General features: G+C 69.1%; 18 protein-coding genes. 1 reads left to right on the top strand and 17 read right to left on the bottom strand.

Going from position 1 to position 23,032, the window contains the following annotated elements:
* Positions 1–178: 178 nt before the first annotated feature.
* From OG206_RS20290 to OG206_RS20220, 15 genes are all read right to left on the bottom strand, one after another.
* Positions 179–688, bottom strand: a complete 510-nt coding sequence (locus tag OG206_RS20290; RefSeq protein WP_327118074.1) for a hypothetical protein — start codon at positions 686–688, stop codon at positions 179–181.
* A 140-nt stretch (positions 689–828) separates the two neighbouring features.
* Positions 829–3,159, bottom strand: a complete 2,331-nt coding sequence (locus OG206_RS20285) for a hypothetical protein (protein ID WP_327118072.1) — start codon at positions 3,157–3,159, stop codon at positions 829–831.
* Between the two features lie 30 nt (positions 3,160–3,189).
* Positions 3,190–3,624 (bottom strand): hypothetical protein, encoded by a 435-nt coding sequence (locus OG206_RS20280; RefSeq protein ID WP_327118070.1) that lies wholly within the window; start codon positions 3,622–3,624, stop codon positions 3,190–3,192.
* A 402-nt stretch (positions 3,625–4,026) separates the two neighbouring features.
* Positions 4,027–5,406: a type VII secretion-associated serine protease mycosin gene (gene mycP / locus OG206_RS20275; protein ID WP_442805874.1), complete on the bottom strand. Its 1,380-nt coding sequence runs from the start codon at positions 5,404–5,406 to the stop codon at positions 4,027–4,029.
* Positions 5,407–5,432: 26 nt separating this feature from the next.
* Entirely contained in the window at positions 5,433–6,836 is a 1,404-nt protein-coding gene (locus OG206_RS20270; protein WP_327118066.1) for a WXG100 family type VII secretion target, read from the bottom strand.
* A gap of 101 nt (positions 6,837–6,937) precedes the next feature.
* Positions 6,938–7,459 carry a hypothetical protein gene (locus OG206_RS20265; RefSeq protein WP_327118064.1) on the bottom strand — a complete coding sequence of 174 codons (522 nt, stop codon included), beginning with the start codon at positions 7,457–7,459 and terminating at the stop codon, positions 6,938–6,940.
* 103 nt (positions 7,460–7,562) lie between these two features.
* Entirely contained in the window at positions 7,563–9,893 is a 2,331-nt protein-coding gene (locus tag OG206_RS20260) for a xanthine dehydrogenase family protein molybdopterin-binding subunit (RefSeq protein WP_327118062.1), read from the bottom strand.
* An 82-nt stretch (positions 9,894–9,975) separates the two neighbouring features.
* On the bottom strand, positions 9,976–11,610 hold the full coding sequence (locus tag OG206_RS20255) for a 2Fe-2S iron-sulfur cluster-binding protein (protein ID WP_327118060.1): 1,635 nt from the start codon (positions 11,608–11,610) through the stop codon (positions 9,976–9,978).
* Positions 11,607–12,503 (bottom strand): FAD binding domain-containing protein, encoded by an 897-nt coding sequence (locus tag OG206_RS20250; RefSeq protein WP_327118058.1) that lies wholly within the window; start codon positions 12,501–12,503, stop codon positions 11,607–11,609. The genes OG206_RS20255 and OG206_RS20250 overlap by 4 nt, the downstream gene beginning before the upstream one ends.
* Before the next feature lie 247 nt (positions 12,504–12,750).
* Entirely contained in the window at positions 12,751–14,391 is a 1,641-nt protein-coding gene (locus tag OG206_RS20245) for a beta-N-acetylhexosaminidase (protein ID WP_327118056.1), read from the bottom strand.
* 1 nt (position 14,392) lies between these two features.
* Positions 14,393–15,241 carry a carbohydrate ABC transporter permease gene (locus OG206_RS20240; protein ID WP_327118054.1) on the bottom strand — a complete coding sequence of 283 codons (849 nt, stop codon included), beginning with the start codon at positions 15,239–15,241 and terminating at the stop codon, positions 14,393–14,395.
* Positions 15,238–16,209 (bottom strand): carbohydrate ABC transporter permease, encoded by a 972-nt coding sequence (locus OG206_RS20235; protein ID WP_327118052.1) that lies wholly within the window; start codon positions 16,207–16,209, stop codon positions 15,238–15,240. The genes OG206_RS20240 and OG206_RS20235 overlap by 4 nt, the downstream gene beginning before the upstream one ends.
* Positions 16,210–16,211: 2 nt before the next feature.
* Entirely contained in the window at positions 16,212–17,516 is a 1,305-nt protein-coding gene (locus OG206_RS20230; protein ID WP_327118050.1) for an extracellular solute-binding protein, read from the bottom strand.
* Between the two features lie 345 nt (positions 17,517–17,861).
* Entirely contained in the window at positions 17,862–18,164 is a 303-nt protein-coding gene (locus OG206_RS20225) for a DUF3039 domain-containing protein (protein ID WP_042837321.1), read from the bottom strand.
* Positions 18,165–18,194: 30 nt separating this feature from the next.
* A complete protein-coding gene (locus OG206_RS20220) occupies positions 18,195–18,755 on the bottom strand; it encodes a YqgE/AlgH family protein (RefSeq protein WP_327118046.1) in 561 nt (186 codons plus the stop codon).
* A gap of 296 nt (positions 18,756–19,051) precedes the next feature.
* Here OG206_RS20220 and murA point away from each other — a divergent pair, with 296 nt between their 5' ends.
* Positions 19,052–20,392, top strand: coding sequence for a UDP-N-acetylglucosamine 1-carboxyvinyltransferase (murA, locus tag OG206_RS20215; protein ID WP_327118044.1), 1,341 nt, complete (start codon positions 19,052–19,054; stop codon positions 20,390–20,392).
* 380 nt (positions 20,393–20,772) lie between these two features.
* Here murA and OG206_RS20210 read toward each other — a convergent pair whose 3' ends face one another.
* The gene (locus tag OG206_RS20210; protein ID WP_003968811.1) at positions 20,773–21,054 is read right to left on the bottom strand and encodes an HU family DNA-binding protein; all 282 of its coding nucleotides are present in this window, start codon (positions 21,052–21,054) and stop codon (positions 20,773–20,775) included.
* A gap of 394 nt (positions 21,055–21,448) precedes the next feature.
* Positions 21,449–22,882, bottom strand: a complete 1,434-nt coding sequence (locus OG206_RS20205; protein ID WP_327118042.1) for an NAD-dependent malic enzyme — start codon at positions 22,880–22,882, stop codon at positions 21,449–21,451.
* Positions 22,883–23,032 lie beyond the last annotated feature (150 nt).

Raw genomic sequence — 23,032 nt, 5'->3', positions numbered from 1 at the left:
GGGCGCTCCCCAAGTCCTCCGTCGTAGTCGCGGGTCAACCCCATCGCCATGACCAGGGAAAAGGAGCTGACTGGACGAACCGGCGCCCGTCGACCAGTACGGGGGCGGGGAGAGGCCGGACATCGTCACCCCGCTGGTCTGGGCGGCCCAGCGTGCGCCCGAGGCGGGCACCCTGGCTTCACGAGGCCGATGGCAGTGCGGAGGGAATGACGGGGGGCGTGGTGCACGCCATCGCTTCCGTGACCGACTGAGCGAACGTCCGCAGCAACTTCCACCGCAGCTCGACTCCGAGACTCGCGCCTCTCACCTCGAACTGGAGGGGGAGACCGGTTGGCTGCGCCGCAATCGCTCCGGGTACTGGGCATGCCGCGATCAACTGCATTCTGGCCGGACCAGGGGCCGGCGCCACGTACACCGAATCGTTCATGTGCCGCCACGTCAGGCGGCTCTTGGGGTCATCCAGCAACCCAAGAGAAATTACAGACCACTTGACTGACACATCTACCGTGCCACTGATTTCATCTCCCTCGAACGCATCTATGCGGCAACCGGTGTAGGAGTTGTGCAGCAGATCCGATTTCTGCCACCGCTTGGCCTCCCGCACGAGACCGGCCGCCAGCGCATCCGCACGGCGCGTCCCGCTCACCTCGACATCGCTTGCGCCCGTCGTCGCGACGGCCGCGTCCACGTTCCCGGCGCCAAGCAACGACTTACACGCCCCCAACTCCGGTGATTCTGCGTGATCCTCACCCCCGGAACATCCCGCAAGAAGGGACCCAATGACCAGAACCCCGACGGCGGCCAGCCGGTTCGAGTTACGCGACATCACTAATTGACCCTCCCTCGATCTCCTGCAGCAGTTTTTCCGTTCCCGTAATGGGTTTCGATGTCCAGGGCGAGCCGCTGCTTTTCAATTTCAGACATACCCACATCATCCGCATAGTTGAGCAGAGGAGTGACAGCACCACGCTCCCCCACCGCCTTGAATTTTTCGATCCCCTTCAAGGCGTCGTCGTTATTGTCAAATTCGCGCTCCTTCAAGTAATCCATGGTCTCACCGGCATATCCGGTGTCAATTGCCGCAGTCGCCGTGTCCATCACGAGGGGGACCGCCGTGGCGGCCACTACACCCGCAGCGGGACCCAGAACCACCGCCGTGCCGACACCCACCACCGCACCCACCCCGGAACTCACTCCGAATTTCCTCCACTCGGCATCCTTCTCCATTTCGAGTATCTTGGCATCCTCATCGCCCTTGAACTTTTGATGTATACCTTCAATACGCGACTCGTCGAGAATTCCGTGCACCTTCGCGCCATTTGACCCGAAGATCAGGGCAGAATCTTCGTGCTCGGATCCGAACGCCTTCAAACCGCTTGCTTCATATACCTGTTGCGCCGACGACAAAGACTTCCATCCCTCCTCGTCGGCTGCTACCGCGCCCATGAAGCCGCGGCTCGCAGATTCACCGAAGTCGGTCCGCTCGGAACCGTCGCTGCTGTTCGCGAACAACGAGTTCCGTCCGAGTTCGTCGCCTGCGGAACCAAAGTTGTACGTGGAGTAATTCAGATCGTCGATGTACGCAGCCCCCATACGACCGAGATTGTCCTTCAGCGCCTCGTGTCGGTCCAGCAGGCCTGAGTCCGAACCGTAGCTATCAATTACGTTCTTCATGATTCCGGCCGTCACTTCATCACGCTTCAGCGTGGGCGAAGGATCGTCCCAAGCATGTCCGGTGGTCGCCGCTTCCAGGGCCTTTCCGAGTGCGTCAGGCGTGTACGCCATGGACTTCTTCATGTCATCCATATCGTGACCCGTGATGTCATAGAACGGGTCGTAATCCTCGTTCTGGAAGAAGTCCAGGTAGCTCGTAATCGCTTTCCCGTCCTTGTTCTTTCCGAGGTCAGCAGCGCCACCCTTCGCGGTGCCGTCCTCGTTGTACGCGGTGGGATCGGCGGAGAAGAACTCCTTCGCGGCATCCGGACTGTGCCCCAAGGCTTCCATCATGCTGGTCACCGGGTCGTATCCCGAACCGTTGACTCCCGATGGGTTCAAAGGATTTTCGGGCCCGCCCGGCATTCCCTTGGAATCGTAGAAGAAGTCATGGTCCTTCTGTCGCAACTGAACCACGTGCTCAGCGATGGGATTGAGGAACTTGGGTTCATAGTTCCCGTACCGCATGATGCCGCCGAGCAGCTGGTAGCCGAACGGCCCGCTCTCGTACTTGCCCAATGGGATACGCTCCGTGCCGAGCTTGCGCAGCTCGGGCCCCCATTGGTCGACGAAGGCCTTGTCGTGGGAGGCGGTGGCCAGGTTGAGTCCCAGGTTCTTCTGAAGCGCCTGCACGTCCTTGAGGCGTTCCTTGTCAGGCTTGGCCCCGTAGTACGTGTCCGTGGAGAGTTGGCCGAAGAACGCGAGCGACTTCTCGGGGCCGAGCTTCTCATAGAAACTCTTTGCGAACTCCGGGGACTTGCCGTTGTCGCGCAACAGTTCATTGAGCACCTGGAGTTCGGTGTGCGTGATGTCGCGGCCCTTGGCGGCCAGCGCGGCGGCGCGGGCGGCGGCGCGGGCGGCCTCCTCCTGGTCCATCTCCGTGTACTTCGGGGCGCTGAAGTCCTTGCCCTCGGTCACATTGGCTTCGAGGGTGTTCCCGAAGGAGACGTCGGTGTCCTCGCAAGCCTCCACGATGGCGTCGATCTTCTTCTGCCACGCGACGATGTTCGCCTTCTGCTGACGCGCGAGCTCCGGATAGTCGGGGTCGTGATGGCGCTGAGCGACAGGGATGTCCTCCACCGGGTGACGCGCGGTGACCTTGCCCTTGGCGTCGACGTGCATACCGGCCGCAGGTCCCTCGTGGTCCCGGATGGCGATCAGGTCGTCCTTGGCCTTCTTGATGGCCGCGTGGGCTTCCTCAAGGATCTGCTTGACGCCCTTTGCCTCGGCGGCGGCGTCCTTGAACTCCTTGGCCGTCTTGCCGATGAAGCCCCTGGTGACGCCGGCGTTGGCACCCTCCCAGTCCGCCTTGTCGGCCTTGACCTTCATGCCGTCGTTGGCATCGTCGGCCAGCCGGTCCAGCTTCGTGGCCATGTCGGCCCAGTCGTCGGCCGCCGTCTTCAGCTTGGTGACCGGCGCATCGACGATGTCCTCGTATTTCGGCATTCCTGCACTCCCCGGACGCTGCTTCAGGCTCTACTTCAGGTAATCGTTGAGCTTGGAGACGGAAATCAGATCGCCGCCGATCTGAACGTCGTCCTTCGAATGCGCGGCCTTTGTGTAATCCAGGTGGTTCGAGATCTGCGCACACGCGTCGAGCAGCGTCTTCATGTGCGTGTTCCAGCGGTCGTGCACCTTGAGCAGCGCGGAGCCGCTGGTGAAGTTGCCGTTGGTGAGCGCGATCGCCGCGTCGAAGGTAGAAGGGCGCGCGTGGTCCCCCTCCTTGGAGAGCCGGGTCCGCAGACCGTAGGCGTCATGCCCGATGGCCCCGAGGTCGTCCTGGTTCACGGCGAGGTCGGCGCTGCTCGGCCCGCCGCCGCTGCCGCCGTCCGCCGGGATGCTGTTGAGCCGCATGTCGACCCGCTGCGTCGACTCCGCGCGGAGGGCCGCCCATTCTGCGTCGAACGTCACGAAATTCCCCGTACCTGTCCGTATAGGCCACCGGAGTCACGAACTCCGGCTTCACTGACGCACTCACGCTATCGGGTTCGCTCTCACAGGCGCGGGCCGGGAGCAATGCATACTTCGCCCGCATCAACAGGTAACCGGACCAATGGGAAGGGGTGTCGCGACGCTCGGCCCCGAAGCTCGGGGGCCGAGCTCCGAGACGGACCCATTCACGCTTTCAGGGGTCAGAGCGGGACGCAGATCCCGACATTCAAGCTTCGGGATCCGAGGGCCGGGACACGAGGCCCGAGACGCGAGCGCAGTCAGTTCCCGGTAGGGAAAACCCCGAAGGAGCCACCCTCCCCACCCAACCCGCCACGGCCAGCACGTATGAATTCGACCACAAGTCGGGCATGAGGCAGGTCGTCAGACGCCAGGGCCCTGTAGCGGCGGTCCGTCATGATGCCTGTGGGGACGGGGAGCATCTGTCGGCGGACCGTAGGCCGGATACTGCGGCTGCGCAGGTCCCTGTGCGGACTGATAGCCGTAGGGCGGCACAGCGGGTGCTGCTGCCGAGGCCGCGCTGCGCTTGCGGGAGCGGACGACTGCCACAGCCACCCCTGCAGCGACGAGCGCTGCCGCCCCGACGCCGAGCCCGACCCACAGACCGGTGTTCCCGCCCTCGTCATCGGCCGCCGAGGCCGCGACAGCCGGCTCCCCACTCTCCTCGGAACCACCGGCCGCCTTGGACGGAGCGGCAGAGGGTGTCGAGGGCTCAGCTGCCGCCAGATCAGGGAGCGGGTACTCATCGGCGGGGCCGGGGTCGCCGGGGGTCTTCAGGGCGATGCGGGGACGGACGACGCCATAGCCGACGTAGTCGTTACGGTCGGCCCCGCTCGTGGGTCCCCCTGCGGTATTGAGCAGGACGCGCAGGACCTGATTGTTGGTCCATTCGGGGTACTTGGCCCAGATGAGAGCGGCGGAGGCGGAGGCGAGGGCTGTGGCGTCACTGGTGCCGTGAGACTTGCACAAACCGGTTTGACTCGGGCAAGCGTGAATCATGTCTTCCCCTGGGGCGGACAAATCCACCTGAGGGCCGAACTGCGACTCGTCGGTTTTCCGCAGGTCCTGGCCGATGGCGCCGACACCCACGGCTCCGGGAGTCGCAGCAGGATACTTTACCCCGTTGACACTCTCGGCATCGTTGCCCATGCCGGCGAATACGAGAGAACCCTTGTCCAATGCGTACTTCACGGCATCGGTCAACTGCTCCGACCCTTCACTCATGGCCAAGGAGACGTTGATGACCTTCGCCCCTTGATCAGCGGCGTATCGGATTGCGAGAGGCACATTGGTGTTGAACTGCTTGATGTCAGCCGCAAGGTTGGGAGCCTTGTCAGGGACCCTGATCGGTAGAATTTTTGCACCAGGAGCTAGCCCGAAGGCGCCGTCGCCACGGCGACTGTCACCAGTTCCGGCAATCAAGGCAGCTATACCGGTGCCATGGGTACCAAGATCAGTATGCTCGTCACCCTTTTCGCTCAACGCAAAGTCCCTGCCATCGAGGACTTGTCCCTGCAGATCCAGGTTCGAAGAATCGACACCCGTGTCGATAACAGCGACAGTTACACCCTTTCCGGTGCTTGTCTGCCACATTTCCTCAGCCTTCATGGCTGTCAGGTGCCATTGGTTCGAACGAACAGAATCCGCGTGTGCAGTCGAAGGAACGAGGCCCACCAGGAGCCCTCCGAGCAGGGCGGAAACTGCAACTCGACGACGGTCGACTCCGGTACCGCTGTTAGGCATCTGAATCCTTTGCAGGTACTGACTGATCAGTCGATGACAGGCGGAACGATGCGCCGGCCACCTTGCTGCCAGGTCTCCTCGTCCTCAACGAGGTAGTCCGGCCGCTCACTCTCGTCGCGACGCGATTCGCCAGGCCGCTGTACTGAGACGCCACGACCACCGGCACCGCCGCCACGGCCGCCCTCCGAGGATGCGGCGTTTCGCACCAAGCCCGTGCCCCCGGGTGTGAACGGGCGCCCGCTCGTACGGCCAGGCGGTTGAGGGCGCCCTCCCACCACACCGCCGGTCTCGCCAGCCAAGCGACGGCCACCGACAATGCCACTTTGGCTGCTTCCAGCGCCTCCCATCCCAGCACCATTCCCCATGGGTGCACGACCAGCGTGCGATCCCTCGCCACCGACCACCGTGCCACGGGGCAGACCTCCGGCCGGCCGTCCAGTGGCTTGCGCAACGGGACGCCCTCCGATGATCCCTCCTTCACGCGGCAGTCTGCTCGCCGGGCCTGCAGTCAGTCCGCCCTGGCCAGGCAGCGCAGGTGGGCGAAGCCCGGACACCGCTTTTCCACCCGCGACCGGGCCCTGAAGCGGAATCGGACCGCCCCCGAAGGGCCGGGGCGTGTTCATCAGGCGGGGCGGAAGGACGCCTTCGGCGTTGCCCGTCGTTGGTGGCACCGACGGCGTCACCGTATTGGTGGAAGAAGTTGGTGGCAAAGTCGCCACCCCGTCGATCTCCATATCCACGGGCGTGTCGGAGTGGACCGGCACCTTAAGACCATGAGGGATTGAAGATCCGAGAACCCCGTTGATATCAGATGTCGACGCGGAAGAACCATAAGTAGTCCTGCTTGACCCCGAATGTCCGCCGGGACCGCTTCCTGTAGAGCCCCAGGTCTCGCCATCGGAGATGGTTTCCTTGCGGTCAGGAACGAACTCCCCGGGCGGCGGCGGGAACACCGGCTTCTCCAGGCCGTCCATCTGCGAGGCCGAGAACTGGTACGACTGTGCCAGCCTCCGCATCTCCGCAGCCGCCTCCTGGCGGTTCGACTCCTTGGCGGCCAGGAGCGTCTCCAGGGACTTCTTCTCGATCGCCGAGGCGTCCGGGTCGTTGCGCGCGGCCTTCGCCGCGTCCAGGTTCGCCTGGGCCCCCGCGTCGGTGCGCGGGATGGCCACCTGGGCCGAGGCGAGTGCGTCGGAGGCCTGGGCCAGCCACTTCGACGCGCCCTCGCTGTAGTCACCGAGGCGCAGCGTCGCGTTGGCCAGGTCCGCGCCCCAGGTGCGGAAGGCCGTGGCGCCCTCGCCCTTCCACTCGACCGTCTGCGGGCGGACCTTGAGGTCCTCCGCGATCTTCCGGATCTCCGTGGCCGCGCTGAGCAGCCGGTCCGACGCACCCTGGATCGCACCGCTGTTGGCCTTGTCCAGCCAGGCCAGCATGGTCTCGTGCGTCATGCTGTCGAACGGTGTGCCCTGTCCTGCTTCCCTGTGGTCCATCCCAGCCCCCGTCTATCCCCGCGTCATGCCGGTGTTGGTCATCATCAGGTGCCCACGACGCCCGCGGTGTCCGCCGGTGCCCCAGGCGCCTCCGGCCCCGAGTCCCCGCTCTGCTTCGCCGGCTTCGTCGGGTCGTACTCGCCGCCGTAGTGCTTCTTCGCGTCGTCCGAGATCGCGAGCATGCGGCGCCGGATGTCGATGTCCAGGTTCTCGTAGCCGTTGTGCGCGGCGAGGACCGCGATGCTCATGCCCTCTATGGAGTTCGAGAGCGACTTGGACAGCGTTTCCAGCTCGGTGATCACCGTCTGGTAGGACGCGAACAGGCTTGCGGCTTCCGCCCATTGGTTGGCGCCGCCGCCGAACTGGGTCCGCACCATGGGGTCTTCGCCGAGCTGTGTGGCTCCGGCGGGAGACTTCTTGAGGTCGGCCAGTATCTCGTCGACGCGGTTGCGGAATTTGGTGAACGACGTCAGTTCCGTGGCCAGTTCGACCGCGGCGGCCGCCGTGGTGACTCCCAGGCCCGGCACCGCCATCAGTCCCGCGCTCACTCCATCACTCGGCAGCACAGCACCCTCCCCGTATCCGGCCGGCCACGACTTCAGGCATCACTGTAGTCAGCACCGGTGACAGACCGCACCCCTGGGTTGCAGGTGCAACGTGAATCACACGTCAGGACTTCGCGGCGGCCACCGCGGCCTGGGGCCGGATCGGGAGGCGGTTGACGGGGCGGCCGGTCGCGGCGCGCACCGCGGATGCCACGGCCGCCGGGGAGGTCACCACCGGTACGGCGGATGCCGCCTTGGCGCCGAAGGGGGCGACGACGTCCCGCTCTTCCACCAGTTTCACGATGCGAATGTCCGGTGCGTCCAAGGAGGTCGGAAGCGCGTATCCGGTGAGGTCCGGGTGACGGATCAGGCCGCGCGCGGTGCGGAGGTTCTCCGTGAGTGCGGCGCCGATGCCCTGGGTGATGCCCGCCTCGATGCGGACGGCGAGCTGGGACGGGTTGAGGACCCGGCCGACGTCCTGGGCGACTGCCATCTCCACCACGCGGACCGAACCGAGCTCGATGTCGACGTCGACCACCGCGCGGACCGCGCAGAAGGCCAGGCCCACGAACGCGTCGCCCTGGCCCGACTCGTCGAGGGGTTCGGTGGGGTGGGGGCGGCACTGGGCGGTGGCCCAGAGTTCCTTGCCGTCCATCGCCTCCGTCACCGTCGTGGACAGCACACCGTCGTACGAGGTGATCTTGCCGTCGGCGATCTGGAGAAGCTCCGTCGACATGCCGAACTTGTGGGCCAGCGGCTGCAACAGCTGCGTCCGGACCATCTTGGCGGCGCGCTCCACCGCACCGCCCGAGACCCAGGTATGACGTCCGTGCGTCGCCGGCCCGGCCGGGGGCTGGTCGGTGTCGACCGCCGCGACGTGGACCTCCTCGATGCCCAGGGTCTCCTGGACGATCTGCCGGGCGAGCGTGGTGAAGCCCTGGCCGGTCTCGACGGCCGCGCAGATCACCGTGGCGACACCGTCGTGGACCCGGACCGTGGCCGTGGAGACCTCGTCCGCGCCCTCGGCGCCGAGCATGTGGACCATGCCGAGCGCGTAGCCGACCCCTCGGCGTACGGCGCCGGGCTCACCGGCGCCCTCCGGGCCTCCCGGGAGGAGCCAGTCGTCCTCCGGGGCGTCCTTCGGGAGGGTCGGCAGCGGGAAGTCGCGTAGTTCGCGAAGGAGTTCGGCGACCGGCGCGGGGCACGTCACGGTCTGGCTGGTGGGCAGCATGTCGCCGGTGGAGAGGGCGTTGCGCAGGCGGAGTTCGACCGGGTCGATGCCCAGCTTCGCCGCCAGCTTGTCCATCTGGCCCTCGTACGCCGCGCAGACCTGCATGGCGCCTTCGCCGCGCACATGGCCGGAGGGCGGGTTGTTCGTGCGGACCGCCCAGCCCTCGATGAAGGCGTGCGGGACGACGTAGGGGCCGCAGGCGAAGGCAACGGCGGCGGCCAGGGATTCGGACGAGGCGTCGGCGTACGCGCCCGCGTCGAGGAGGATCTGGGCCTCGACCTTGACCAGTCGGCCCTCGTTGTCCGCGTGGTGGCGGTAGCGCAGCAGGGTCGGGTGTCGGTGGGCGTGGCCGAGGAAGGACTCCTCGCGGGTGGCGGCCAGTTTGACCGGGCAGCCGGTGCGCAGGGCGAGCAGGCCGAGCGGGATCTGGAAACCGGGGTCCTCGCGGTCGCCGGTGGCTCCGGGCACGCCGGTGACGACGACCTTGACGCGCTCGGGGTCCAGGCCGAAGCAGGCGGCGGCGAGGTCGCGGTCGGTGTGCGGGTCGGTGGACGCCGTGTACAGCTCGACGCCCCCGTCGGGCCGGGGGACGGCGAGGCCGGCCTCCGCGCCGACCGGGGCGGGGTCCTGACGCCCGATGCGGTACAGGCCCTCGACGATGACCTCGCCCACGGTGTCCGGGTCGCCGTAGCGCAGCGGGATGTGGCGGATGAGGTTGCCGTCGGGGTGCAGCGCCTCGGCGGCGAATGCCTTCTCGGGGTCGGTGACCGGTTCGAGCACCTCGTACTCGACGGCGATGGCGGCGGCTGCCAGCCGTGCGGTGTCCGGGTGGTCGGCGGCGACGGCGGCGATGGCCTCGCCGTGGTGGCGCACGAGGTCGGAGGCGAACACCGGCCGGTCGACCACGCTGCGGCCGTAAGCGCCGTCCCCGGGGATGTCCTCGTGCGTGACGACGGCGCGGACGCCGGGCATCCGGGCGGCGGCCGAGGTGTCGATCGACAGGATGCGGGCGTGCGGGTGCGGGGAGCGCAGCATCGCGGCCCAGAGCAGTCCCTCGGCCCAGAGGTCGGCCGCGTAGGGGAACGTCCCCTCGGTCTTGGCGCGGGCGTCGGCGGGCGGCAGCGACGCGCCCAGGCCGTGCGCGGGCAGCTCCTGGTCCGGTGCGGTGCCCTCGGCCTGCGGGGTGGTGTGCGTGCTGGTCGCGGTGGCTGCGTCGCTGGTCACGCCGCCTCCTTGTCGTTCGCTCCGCTGCGGCGGCTGGTGGTGGTGGTGGTGGTGAGCGGTCGTGCGGGGGACGGCACGGAGTTCACCGGACGTCTCCCTCGTGCTGGACGCCGCCCTCACCGGGGGCGGCCTGGTGCGGGATGCGCGGTTCCAGGTCGTCCAGCGTGCCCGTCGCCGCCTCCGACACCGCTTCGCGGCCCGCGACGACCTCGCGCACGGCGTCGAGCACGCCCCGGTAGCCGGAGCAGCGGCAGAGGTTGCCGCACAGGGCCTGCCGCGTCTCCAGCTCGCTGGGGGCGTGGTTGCCTTCCAGGAGGTCGTGGACGGTCATGGCCATACCCGGGATGCAGAACCCGCACTGGACGGCCCCGCACTTGGCCAGGGCCCGCTGGACGTCGGACGGTTCGCCGTCCACCGCGAGCCCTTCGACGGTGCGGACCTCGCTGCCGGCGGTCGTGGCGGCGGGAACCAGGCACGAGGCGACGAGGCGGCCGTCGACCTGGACGTTGCAGGCCCCGCACTCGCCCTGCGAGCAGCCGTCCTTGGCGCCGGCCAGGCCGAGGCGCTCCCGCAGGACGTAGAGCAGCGACTCCCCGATCCAGGCGTCGGTGACCGGGCGGTCGGCCCCGTTCACGTGGAGGACGTACGAGGCGGAGGGGTGCTGGCTCGGTGCGCCCACGGGAGCGGCGGCCGGCTCGTCGGCGGGCACGGGGGTGTGCTCGGGAGCGTGTTCGGCGTGCTCGGGAGCGTGCTCGGCGTGCTCGGCGGGCACGGGGGCGTGCTCGGCGGGCACGGGGGCGTGTTCGGCGTGCTCGGGAGCGTGCTCGGGAGCGTGCTCGGGGGCGTGTTCGGCGGCCTCGGCGTCGGGGGCGGGAGCTTCCGTCTCCGGTTCCCCGACGGCGTCGGCGGTCTCCTCCGGCTCGCCGGGGGTCTCCGCGTCCCCCGAGGGGGCCTCCGGGGCCGGGACGGCGTCCCCGGCGTCCTCGGCGGTCTCTCCTGTCGGCGCGGCCTCCTGCGGGGCCTCAGGGGCTTCCCGCGGCGCTTCGGGGACCTCCTCGGCCGCGGCGGCGGACTCCGGCACCTCGTGGACCGGTTCCTGCGTAGCCCACGGTGCGGGGGCCCCGCCCGGAAGGGTGGCGGGGGGCGTGTCCGCGTACCACTGCGAAGCCATCGCGGAGGCGGAGAACTCGCCGGACTCCTCAGGGATGTCGCCGCCCGCGACCGGGATCGTCCACTGGCCCGTGTGCCCGGCGGGCTCGGGGGACGGCTCGGGCTCGGCGGGGTGCACGGCCTCGGTGTAGTTCCAGTGGGCCGTCGTGGACGACGTCTGCGCGTACTGGGACGTGTCCGGGTACGGCTGCTGGTACTGCTCCTGCTGCTGGTTCGGGTCCGGCCACCGCACCTCGTCCGCCGTGGTCTCCTGACCCGCGGCATGCTCGGCTGCGCGGTCCTGCTGGCTCTGCGTCTGCAGGACCCAGCTGCCCGTCGCCGCGGGGTCGAGCCCGGCGGCCGGGGTCAGTGGGAGGATCATGGGCGGCACGTAGCTGTGCCCGGGAGCGGCCAGCGGGTCGCCCCCGAGGTCGGGGAAGTCCTCCGGGGGAAGGTGCACGAAGGCGGTGGCCTCCGCGTCGTACTCACCGCCCTGCGGGGTCGGCTCCCAGCCGGCGTAGGGGTCGGGCTGCCCGTGCCGCTGCCCGGGGTTTTCCTCATTGCTCACGACAGTGCCCTCCCCAGCGCGCGTCGGGCGAGCGCGGCGACCGTGCGCCGCAGGTGCAGGACGGCGGGCGACAGCGCGGGCGCTTCTCCCCCGTCGTCCGGTGGTTCATGGTCGGGAATGCAGGCCGCCGCCACGTACTCGCCGAAGGCGGCCAGCGCGTCGGGGGCCAGGCCGCGTTCGCCGTCCCAGTCGATCAGGGAGGCGATCCAGCGTTCGGCCTCCAGGGGCCGCAGCGGCATCGGGGCGATCGCGCCGACCGCGCAGCGCACGCCCCGCCGGGCGGGGTCCAGGACGATCGCGACGGAGGCCGTGGCCCGGCCGGGGCCGGTGCGGCCGGTCGCCTTGAGGAACACCTGGGGGGCGTGCAGCAGCGGCACGCGGACGAAGCCGATCAGCTCGGCGGGTTCGAGCATCTCGCGGCCCGCCAGCAGGTGCGAGACGGGGATCTCCCGGCGGGCGCCGTCGGGGCCCGCGATGACCAGCTCGGCCTCCAGGGCCGCCAGGACCGGCAGGGCGTCGCCGGTCGGGGCCGCGGTGGCGATGTTGCCGCCGAGAGTTCCGGCGTTACGGATCTGGGGCGGGCCCGCGGCGCGCGCCGAGGCGGCCAGTGCGGGGATGAGGGCGGCGAAGTCGGGCCGCCCCATACGTGCGTGGGTGAGGCCGGCCCCGAGGAGGGCGTGGCCGTCCTGGTAGTGCCAGCCGCGCAGCTCGCTGATGCGGCCCAGGCCGACGAGCCCCGAGGGTCGCAGCTGCCCCTTGTTGACGGCGGACATGAGGTCCGTGCCGCCTGCCACGGGGACGGCTGCGGGCATGGCGCCCAGAGCCGCCACGGCCTCGTCGAGCGAGGCCGGCAGCGTTACCGACCGCATCGCCTGCGGTGCGTGCGTGGTCAACCCAGCTGCCCCTTCCCGGTGTCCCGGCAGTCCCGCCTGTCCGCCGTACGGTACGTGCTCACGGCCGGGACGTGGCAACTCTGGCACATCTTCCGGGCGGTCCGACGCGAGGGTCCGCGAAGGGCGTTTCCGTACCCGACCAGGGGAAAAATCACGTTTGGCAGGTGTTCTGCCCCGTGCACGAATTGCTACTCTTCAGCAAGTTCGTACGACTTATGTGGTTCCCCTGGCCGGAGGGGGAGAGCGGTCACACGGTCGGGGGCGGTCCCTCGATCGGGCGACCCAGGACCCCGGGTCGGCGTTGCCACGGCAGGGGGCCGGCGGGCGGCCGGTAGTCGACGCCCAGGGCGTCGAGCCGGGCGTAGTGGGTGCGCATCCGGCGGTCGAAGTCGGCGAAGTCCCGTTCGGCGGGGGCCGGGAGGGGCGACCAGGCGACCTCGGCGAAGGCCGCGAGCCGGGGAAAGACCTGGTAGTCGACGCGGGCAATGTCCTGCATGACCTCGGTCCAGACGTTGGCCTGGGCGCCCAGGATGTGCCCGGCGGCCTCGTCGGAGAGGCCCGGAGGGACCGGTTCGAAGCGGTAGACGTCCTCCAGGGTCCGCACGAAGCCGATGGGCATCGGCTCGTCGGCGCCGCCGTCCTGACGGTGGTCCAGGTAGACCTGCTGTTCGGGGCACATCACGACGTCGTGGCCCGCCTCGGCGGCCGCGACGCCGCCCGCGTAGCCGCGCCACGACGACACCGCCGCACCTTCGGCGAGCCCGCCCTCCAGGATCTCGTCCCAGCCGATGAGGCGGCGGCCCCTCTCGGTGAGCCAGCGGTCGAAGTGGCGGATGAACCAGGACTGCAGTTCGTCCTCGTCCGTCAGGCCGAGTCCGGTCATGCGGGCCTGCGCGGCCGGCGACTCCTTCCACTGGTCCTTGAGGCATTCGTCGCCGCCGACATGGATGAACGGCGAGGTGTCCGCCGGGAACAGGTCGAGCAGTTCCTCGAAGACGCCCTCGAAGAAGCGCAGGGTGTTGTCGGTGGGGGCGAGTACGTTCGGGTTGATGCCCCAGGTGTCCCAGACGGAAAGGGCGGACGTGTCGACGACATCGGTGTTGCCGAGTTCCGGATACGCGCTGATGGCTGCCTGCGAGTGGCCCGGGATGTCGATTTCGGGGACGACGCGGATATGCCGCTCGGCGGCGTACGCGACGATTTCCCGGATGTCGTCCTGGGTGTAGTAACCGCCGTGCGGTGTCTCGTCCCACAGCTCGGATGCGCGGTGACCGTATTTGGTGCGGGCCCGCCACGCGCCGGCTTCCGTGAGCCGGGGGTGGCGCTTGATCTCGATCCGCCAGCCCTGGTCGTCGGTGAGGTGGAAATGGAAGACGTTGAGTTTGTGGGCGGCCAGCAGGTCGAGCATGCGCAGCACGCCGTCCTTGGGCATGAAGTGGCGGGCCACGTCGAGCATCAGGCCGCGCCATCCGAAGCGCGGGCCGTCCTCGATCTCGGTGAGGGGAATGCGCCTTTCGGCACCGGGACTCACCGGGGCCCGCCGGAATGCCTCGGGGCCGAGGAGCTGGCGCAGGGTCTGCGCGCCCCAGAAGACCCCGGCGGCGCTGCCACCGGTGATCCGTACGCCCCGGACGGCGTCCACGCCGAGCCGGTAGCCCTCGGGCTCCAGTGCGGGATCGACCTGCAGCTCGACGGTGTTCACGCTGCTCGCCGCACCCCTCGGGGCGGGGGCGAGGGGAAGACCGAAGGCGGCCCCGAGGGTGCCGCGCAGCCAGCGTTCGGTGCTCTCGGTGCCGGGTGCCGCGGTCAGCGTCGTGGTGCCGTCGAGGACGAATGCGCGGCTGTCGTCGCCGCCGGCGCGCACCGGCGCCGGAATCAGATTGTCCATGTCAGTCCTTCACCGCTCCGCCGAGTCCGGAGACGAGGCGTCGCTGTACGAGGACGAAGAAGACCAGCACGGGAATGGTCATCACCGTGGAAGCGGCCATGATCCCTCCCCAGTCGTTCTCGTCGGGTTTGAAGAAGACCAGCAGCGCCATGGGCAGCGTCGACTGGGAGGTGTCGCTGATGATGAACGATTTCGCGAACAGGAAGTCGTTCCAGGTCGAGATGAAGGAGAAGACGCTGGTCGCCACGAGGCCGGGGAAGACCAGCGGGAAGAGGATCTGCCACAGGAAGCGGGTGCGGCTCGCCCCGTCGATGCAGGCGGCCTCCTCCAGGGCGTCCGGGACGGCCTTCACGAAGCCGCGCAGCATCCAGATCGCGAAGGGCAGCGAGAAGGCGAGATGGGGCAGGATCAGCGATCCCAGCGTGTTCAGCTGGCCGAAGTCCCGCATCAGGAAGAACAGCGGAATGGTCAGCGCCTCGACCGGCACCATCTGCGCCACGAGAAACATGATCAGCAGGGTGGTGCGGAACCTGAAGCGGAACCGGGTCACCGCCGTAGCGGCGAGGAACGCGATCAGCGCGGAGAGCACGACGACCGTGCCGGCCACGAGCAGGCTGTTGATGAAGTAGCGGCCGAAATGCTGCTGTTCGAAGACCCTGCGGAACGAGTCGAGGGAGGGCGCGAGGGTCCAGGGGCGCGCCTGTGTGGACTGGATCTCTCCGGCCGGCTTGAAGGCGGACAGCACCATCCAGTACAGCGGGAAGGCGACGGCCGCGGCGATGAGCAGGGCGGCGGCCTCGGCTGCCGTCCTCCCGGGCCGGCGGACGCGCAGAAGCGTGCGTGCGCTCACAGTTCCTCCCCCTGGCGCCGCACGAGGCGCAGGTAGACGAGTGTCACGGCCAGCAGGATCACGAGCATCACGACGCCGATCGCCGATCCGAGGCTGTACTGGGAGGAGGCGAACGCCTTCTGGTAGGCGTAGACGTTGAGCACCAGGTTCTGGCCGGCGATGCCGCCTCCGTTGGTCATGACGTAGATCTGCGTGAAGACCTTGAAGTCCCAGATCACCGACTGGATGGTGACGACGACGAGGATCGGCCGGAGTATCGGCGCCATGACCGACCGCCAGATCCGCCACTGCGAGGCGCCGTCCAGCGCGGCGGCCTCCAGCACCTCGCCGGGGATGGCGCGGATGCCGGCGTACACGGTCACCATCACGAACGGGAACGAACACCAGAGGACTTCGAGGAGCACCAGGGCGAAGGCGCTGTAACGCCCGTACGTCCAGGAGAAGTCACCGAGCCCCAGCACCCTGTTGACCGGTCCGAAGTCCGGGTCGAAGAGGAAGACCCAGACGGTCGATCCGGTGATCGCGGGCGTGGCCCAGGCCCCCAGGGCGGCCATCATGAGCGCGAGCCGGGGCAGGGCGCGGACGCGTGTCAGCAGGACCGCCAGGGCGCAGCCGACGAGCAGGGTGGCGAGGACGCAGGCGGCCGCGAAGATCAGGGTCGAGAGGAGCACCTGCCGGAACTGGCTGTCCCGGAAGAGCGTCGCGTAGTTGCCGAAGCCCTGGAAGGTGGTCGGCTCGCCGCCGCTGACCTGGGCCTGGGTGTACTCGAGGAAGGAGATCAGGCCGAGCTGGTAGATCGGGTAGACGAGCAGTCCGCCGAGCAGGACGAGGGCGGGCAGCAGGTACAGCCACGGGGTCCAGCCGGGCCGCAGTGCGGGCGAGGCGGGGCGGTTCCGGGGCGCGCGGCCGGGTGCCCCGCTCGTCCCGGGCCCTCCGGTGGCCTTGCGCACCGTGGTGTTCGCGGTCATCGTCAGCCCGCTTCGGCGAACGCCGCGTCCATCTTCTTCGCCGCGGCGTCCGAGGCGGCGGCCACGTCCTTACGGCCGCTGACGATCTCCTGGAACATGGTCGGCAGGACCAGGGAGGCGTCGATCCGGCCCCAGGCCGGGGAGGCCGGGACGAACTTGGCACCCGCGTCGAGTGACTTGACGAAGGGACCGACGAAGGGCTCTTTCTGCGCGACGGTGTCCCGCACGTCCGAGTAGGTCGGGAGGAAGCCCATCGCGTCGAACATCTCGGCCTGTGTCTTCTTGCCGGTGAGCGACTTCATCAGGTCGACGGCGAGGGTGCGGTGCGAACTGCTCCTGAGCACACCGATGTTGTTGCCACCCGCGAAGGCGGGCGCGATCGAGCCCTCCTTCACGCCGGGCAGGGGCACGACGGCGTACTTGCCCTTCACGGCGCCCGCCTCGACGGCGGCGTGGCTGAAGTCGCCGCCGATCGCCATGGCAGCCTTGCCGGCCGCGAACGCGGTGACCGTGGCGTTGCCGCCCATGACCGCGCACTTGGCCGCAGGGCAGTTGTCGTCGCCGAAGAGCGAGGTGTAGGCCTCGATGCCCTTCCGGGCCTTCTCGCTGTTGATGGAGGACCGGTAGCTCACCCCCGTCTCCTCGGCCAGTTCGCCGCCCTGCGCCCAGATGAAGGGCATGGCGCCGTAGGTGTAGGCACCGCCGACCGCGAGGCCGTACAGGCCGGGCTTCTTCTTGTGGATCTTCTTTGCGGTGGCGATCAGTTCGTCCTGCGACTTCGGGGGCTCGATCCCGAGGTCGCCGAGGACGTCGGTGCGGTAGTACAGGGCGCGTACGCCGACGAAGAGGGGCGCACCGTAGACCTTGCCGTCCACCGTCACGGACTGCTTGGCGGCCGGGTCGGTGTCCTTGGCCTCGTCCCACGCCGCGAACTCGCCGCTGACGTCGGCGAGTCCGCCGTCCTTCACGTAGCCGGCGGTGTCGGTGTTGCCGTACTCGATGAGGTCGGGTGCGCTCTTCGGGTCGTTGAAGGCCGCCTTGATGCGCTGGGCCCGGGTGTCGACGGGTATGTACTCGATCTCGACCTCGGCCCCCTCGTGGGACTTCTCGAAGTCCGCCACCGCGGCGTCGACGACCTTCTCCTTGGGCTTGTTGCCGACCTCCTGGAAGAGCCAGACGCGCAGGGCCCCGGACTTCTCGTCCCCCTTGGCGCCGGTGTCGGAGGTCTGCGGCGCGCAGCCGGTGGCGGTGACCCCCGCCAGCACAAGAGCCGCGGCCGGAGCGGCAATTCGGGCAGAAAACTTCATCCGGGACCCCAACCGGTCAAGCGTTGCATTCTATGCAACGCGCGTTTCGTTCTGCACAACTGGCAGGAGACTAAGGGTGTGCCGGTACGCCGACAAGTGGTCTCAACCACTCTGTGACCACCCGGTGCGGTCCACGCGACGCGCCCCCGCGGACCGGTCCGCGGGGGCGGGGCCACCCGCTTGCGCCGGCCCCCGGACATGCGAACGGCCCCGGGGGCACGCGGCGACGCGTGCCCCCGGGGCCATGACCGGACCGGGGGCCCAGGCGGAAATCCGGAGGGAACCGGGCGGAGGCCCGGAGAGGATCCGGGCGGACGCCCGGAAGGGAGCCGGAAGAGGCAGGGACTACTTCTTGCCGCTGTTGTCCTTGCCGCCCTTGCCCTTGTCCTTGTCGCCACCGGCGCCCATGGACTCGTAGATCTCCTTGCACATGGGACAGACCGGGTACTTCTTGGGGTCGCGCCCCGGGACCCAGACCTTGCCGCACAGTGCCACCACGGGAGTGCCCTCCAGGGCGCTCGCCATGATCTTGTCCTTCTGGACGTAATGCGCGTAGCGCTCGTGGTCGCCGTCGCCGTTCGACACCTGAGGTGTCGGCTCCACGAGGGTCCCCGTACCTGCCCCGCGCTCGGGCTCAAGAGTGCTCATAACTGCCAAGCGTACTGAAAGCTCCGGACATCAGTTGAGCGAAGGGTCGTCCGGATACGTCGCGATCATGGCCAGTTCGCTTCGCTGGCGGCGCAGAACCGCCCGCCAGAGGCTCTCCGGGCGCGGCGAGGAGACGTCGCCGGGTTCCGACTCGACCACGTACCAGGCACCGTCCTTCAGCTCACGCTCCAGCTGTCCGGGCCCCCAGCCGGCGTACCCGGCGAAGATCCGCAGGGAGCCGAGCGCCGCCGCGAGCAGCTCCGGGGGCGCCTCCAGGTCCACCAGGCCGATCGCCCCGTGCACCCGCCGCCAGCCCAGCGGGCCCTCGCCCCCGGGGATCACCGCGACGCCGAGCGCGGAGTCGAGCGAGACCGGGCCCCCCTGGAAGACCACGTCCGGCTCACCGGCCAGGCCGGCCCAGGACGCGAGGATGTCGCCGACGCCGACCGGGGTCGGCCGGTTGAGGACGACGCCGAGCGAGCCCTCCTCGTCGTGGTCGAGGAGCAGCACCACCGCGCGGTCGAAATTCGGGTCCGCCAGGGCGGGAGCCGCCACGAGCAGCCGGCCTGTGAGCGAGGACACCTCCGTCATGGCACAGATGATCCCGCATCTTCGCGCTCGGCGGGGACCGCGCGGCACTCCCGCCGGCGGCGGCAGCCCGTCCGCAGCTCAGGGCGCACGGGCGCCGCACGGACGCACGGGGAGCGCACGATCGGGGGGCGTCCGCACGCGGCAGCCGGACGGTGACCCTCCGCGAGGAGCGGGCAGCGGAACGTGTTGTGGCGGATCCATGACACGGTCGAGCCCCCGGGGCCTTACTGAAGGGGGGTCTGCGGCCATTACCCTTTTGTTGGCCCCCTGCCCGACCACTCCGGAACGCGAGATACATGACCGGCACAGACGATGTCCTGCTTGTCCACGGCGGCACCCCGCTGGAGGGCGAGATCCGCGTCCGAGGCGCCAAGAACCTGGTGCCGAAGGCAATGGTCGCCGCGCTGCTCGGCAGCGGGCCCAGCCGGCTGCGCAACGTGCCCGACATCCGCGACGTGCGGGTGGTCCGAGGGCTGTTGCAGCTGCACGGCGTGACCGTCAAGCCCGGCGACGAACCGGGCGAACTCATCCTCGACCCGTCGCACGTCGAGAGCGCGAACGTCGCCGACATCGACGCGCACGCGGGCTCGTCGCGCATCCCGATCCTCTTCTGCGGCCCGCTGCTGCACCGGCTGGGGCACGCCTTCATCCCCGGCCTCGGCGGCTGCGACATCGGCGGCCGGCCGATCGACTTCCACTTCGAGGTGCTCCGCCAGTTCGGCGCGACCATCGAGAAGCGGGCCGACGGCCAGTACCTCGAAGCCCCGCAGCGGCTGCGCGGCACGAAGATCCGGCTGCCGTACCCGTCGGTGGGCTCCACCGAACAGGTGCTGCTGACCGCTGTGCTCGCCGAGGGCGTCACCGAGCTGTCCAACGCGGCCGTCGAACCGGAGATCGAGGACCTCATCTGCGTACTGCAGAAGATGGGCGCGATCATCTCCATGGACACCGACCGGACCATCCGGATCACGGGTGTCGACCGGCTCGACGGGTACACCCACCGCGCGATCCCGGACCGTCTGGAAGCGGCGTCCTGGGCGTCCGCCGCGCTCGCGACCGAGGGCAACATCTACGTGCGCGGCGCCCAGCAGCGCTCGATGATGACGTTCCTGAACACCTTCCGCCGGGTCGGCGGCGCCTTCGAGATCGACGACGAGGGCATCCGCTTCTGGCACCCCGGCGGCGCGCTGAACGCCATCGCGCTGGAGACGGACGTGCACCCGGGCTTCCAGACCGACTGGCAGCAGCCGCTCGTGGTCGCCCTCACGCAGGCCGCCGGTCTGTCCATCGTCCACGAGACGGTGTACGAGTCCCGGCTCGGCTTCACCTCGGCGCTCAACCAGATGGGTGCTCACATCCAGCTCTACCGCGAGTGCCTCGGGGGCTCCGACTGCCGCTTCGGGCAGCGGAACTTCCTCCATTCGGCGGTCGTGTCCGGCCCCACGAAACTCCAGGGCGCGGATCTGGTCATCCCCGACCTGCGCGGCGGCTTCTCGTATCTGATCGCCGCACTGGCGGCCCAGGGCACGTCCCGGGTGCACGGCATCGACCTGATCAACCGCGGCTACGAGAACTTCATGGACAAGCTGGAGAAGCTCGGCGCCAAGGTCGAACTGCCGGGCGGCTCGCTCGTCTGACGCCGTTCCGGGCGCGCTCCGGCGCGCGCACAGTGCTGCCGCACACAGCATTGCGCACCCGCGCACCACAGTCCGCCGCCCCGGCCCCCGTGAGGGACCGGGGCGGCGGACTTCTGCGTACACCCCCGGACGGCTGTCCCGTACCTCGGCGCGCACGAGGCGCTGCGCGGGCCCGGCGCCACTGGGGGCCGCCACAGGGCCGAACGAACCCGCGGGCCCTCCCCCGGGCCGTCCGGGACCGCCGGGGCGCCGCAGGAGGCCCCCAGGGCCCGCAGGGACGGTGTGTGCTCCGGCGAACCCGCGGGGGCCCCGCCCCCGGGTACGCCGAAGGGCGGCCGCCCTTGGTCGGGACGGCCGCCCTTCTTGACGCCTCGGGGGCCTTACTTGCCCTTGGCGGCTTCCTTGAGCTTGGAGCCCGCGGAGACCTTCACGCTGTAGCCGGCCGGGATGTTGATCGGGTCGCCGGTCTGCGGGTTACGAGCGGTGCGAGCGGCACGGTGGGTGCGCTCGAAGGTCAGGAAGCCGGGGATGGTGACCTTCTCGTCGCCCTTGGCGACGATCTCGCCGACGGTCTCGGCGAGCGCGGCCAGAACGGCGTCGGCGTCCTTGCGGGTCACCTCGGCACGGTCGGCCAGGGCGGCCACCAGCTCACTGCGGTTCATGTTTGTACTCCCGTGTTCTTCTTGCCTGTGAGGCGTGAGATCGAAGCCGATGCTGCCAGGGCCCTCTGACAGTCCCCGGACCCGGGTCTGATGTCAGACCCTCGCGCCCGAATACGCATCCTGCCCCCACCTGCGGCGCTAACGCCAATCCGGAACCTCTCGACGTCACACGAAAAGCACCACCGATTGCCTGTGATGACGTTCCGTCGACTTGTTGGAGCGGTCCGCAGCGGTTGCAGGGCCTGTGGGTCTCGCTGCCCGCCCACCCTAAAGGGGCGTTTGGGACGCCACGACCCGCGACGCGCCGTACGGAGGGCCCGGACGTGAGGTACGGCACCGTCGGCGGGAGCCGGGGCCGGCCCCCGCGGACGATGTGTGACAGGGCCGTACGGCCCTACGCGGGGTCGGTCGTGGCCGCGGCGACCCCGGCCGCCTTGGCGGCGTCCCTGACGGCACCGGCGACAGCGCCCGCGACCTTGTCGTTGAAGACGGACGGGATGATGTAGTTCGCGTTGACCTCGTCCTCGGCCACGACGTCGGCGAGGGCGCGCGCGGCGGCGAGCATCATGCCCGTGTCGACGGTGCGGGACTGGGCGTCCAGCAGGCCGCGGAACACGCCCGGGAAGACCAGCACGTTGTTGATCTGGTTCGGGAAGTCGGAACGCCCGGTCGCGACGACCGCCGCCGTCTCACGCGCGATCGCCGGGTCCACCTCGGGGTCCGGGTTCGCGAGCGCGAACACGATCGCGCCGTCGGCCATCGCCGCGACGTCGGTGCCGTCCAGCACGTTGGGGGCCGAGACGCCGATGAACACGTCCGAGCCGACCACGGCCTCCTTGAGCGTGCCGGTGACGCCCTCGGGGTTGGTGTTGTCGGCGATCCAGCGCAGCGGCGACTCCGGGGTGGCGTCCACCAGGTCCTCGCGGTCCGCGTGCACCACACCGTGGATGTCGGCGACGACCGTGTGCTTGACGCCCGCGGCGATGAGCAGCTTGAGGATGGCCGTGCCGGCGGCGCCCGCACCGGACATGACGACCCGTACGTCACCGATCGCCTTGCCCACCACGCGCAGCGCGTTGGTCAGCGCGGCCAGGACGACGATCGCTGTGCCGTGCTGGTCGTCGTGGAAGACGGGGATGTCGAGGGCCTCGCGCAGCCGTGCCTCGATCTCGAAGCAGCGGGGGGCGGAGATGTCCTCCAGGTTGATCCCGGCGAAGCCGGGGGCGATCGCCTTGACGATGGCGACGATCTCGTCGGTGTCCTGGGTGTCCAGGCAGATCGGCCAGGCGTCGATGCCCGCGAAGCGCTTGAAGAGGGCGGCCTTTCCCTCCATGACGGGCAGCGCCGCCATGGGGCCGATGTTGCCGAGACCGAGCACCGCGGAGCCGTCGGTGACCACGGCGACGGAGTTCCGCTTGATGGTCAGACGCCGGGCGTCCTCGGGGTTCTCGGCGATCGCCATGCAGACCCGCGCCACACCCGGGGTGTAGATCATCGAGAGGTCGTCACGGTTGCGGATGGGGTGCTTCGACGCCATCTCGATCTTGCCGCCGAGGTGCATCAGGAACGTACGGTCGGAGACCTTGCCGAGTATGACGCCTTCGATGCCGCGCAGACCCTCGACGATCTCGTCCGCGTGCGAGGTGGAGGAGGCCGCGATGGTGACGTCGATCCGCAGCTTCTCGTGGCCGGAAGCGGTCACGTCGAGGCCGGTGACCGAGCCGCCGGAGGACTCCACGGCCGTGGTCAGGTGGGAGACCGCTGTGCCGCTCGCGGGCACCTCCAGCCTGACCGTCATCGAGTACGAGACGCTGGGCGCCGTTGCCATGGCCGAGTCCTTCGCTTTCCTGAGCTTCGTTGCCGCACGCGGGCGGGGCCGGGCCCCGTACGTGCGTTCCGATGGTCGCACCTACCGACCGGTAGCCGGTAATGACTGCCACCTTTCGGAAACTTTCTTCCACCATACGAGAAGTAATCG

Source organism: Streptomyces sp. NBC_01341 (genome assembly GCF_035946055.1).
GTDB lineage: Bacteria > Actinomycetota > Actinomycetes > Streptomycetales > Streptomycetaceae > Streptomyces.
The sequence above is the reverse complement of the archived record's forward strand: the minus strand, read 5'-3'. Positions and strand labels throughout refer to the sequence as shown.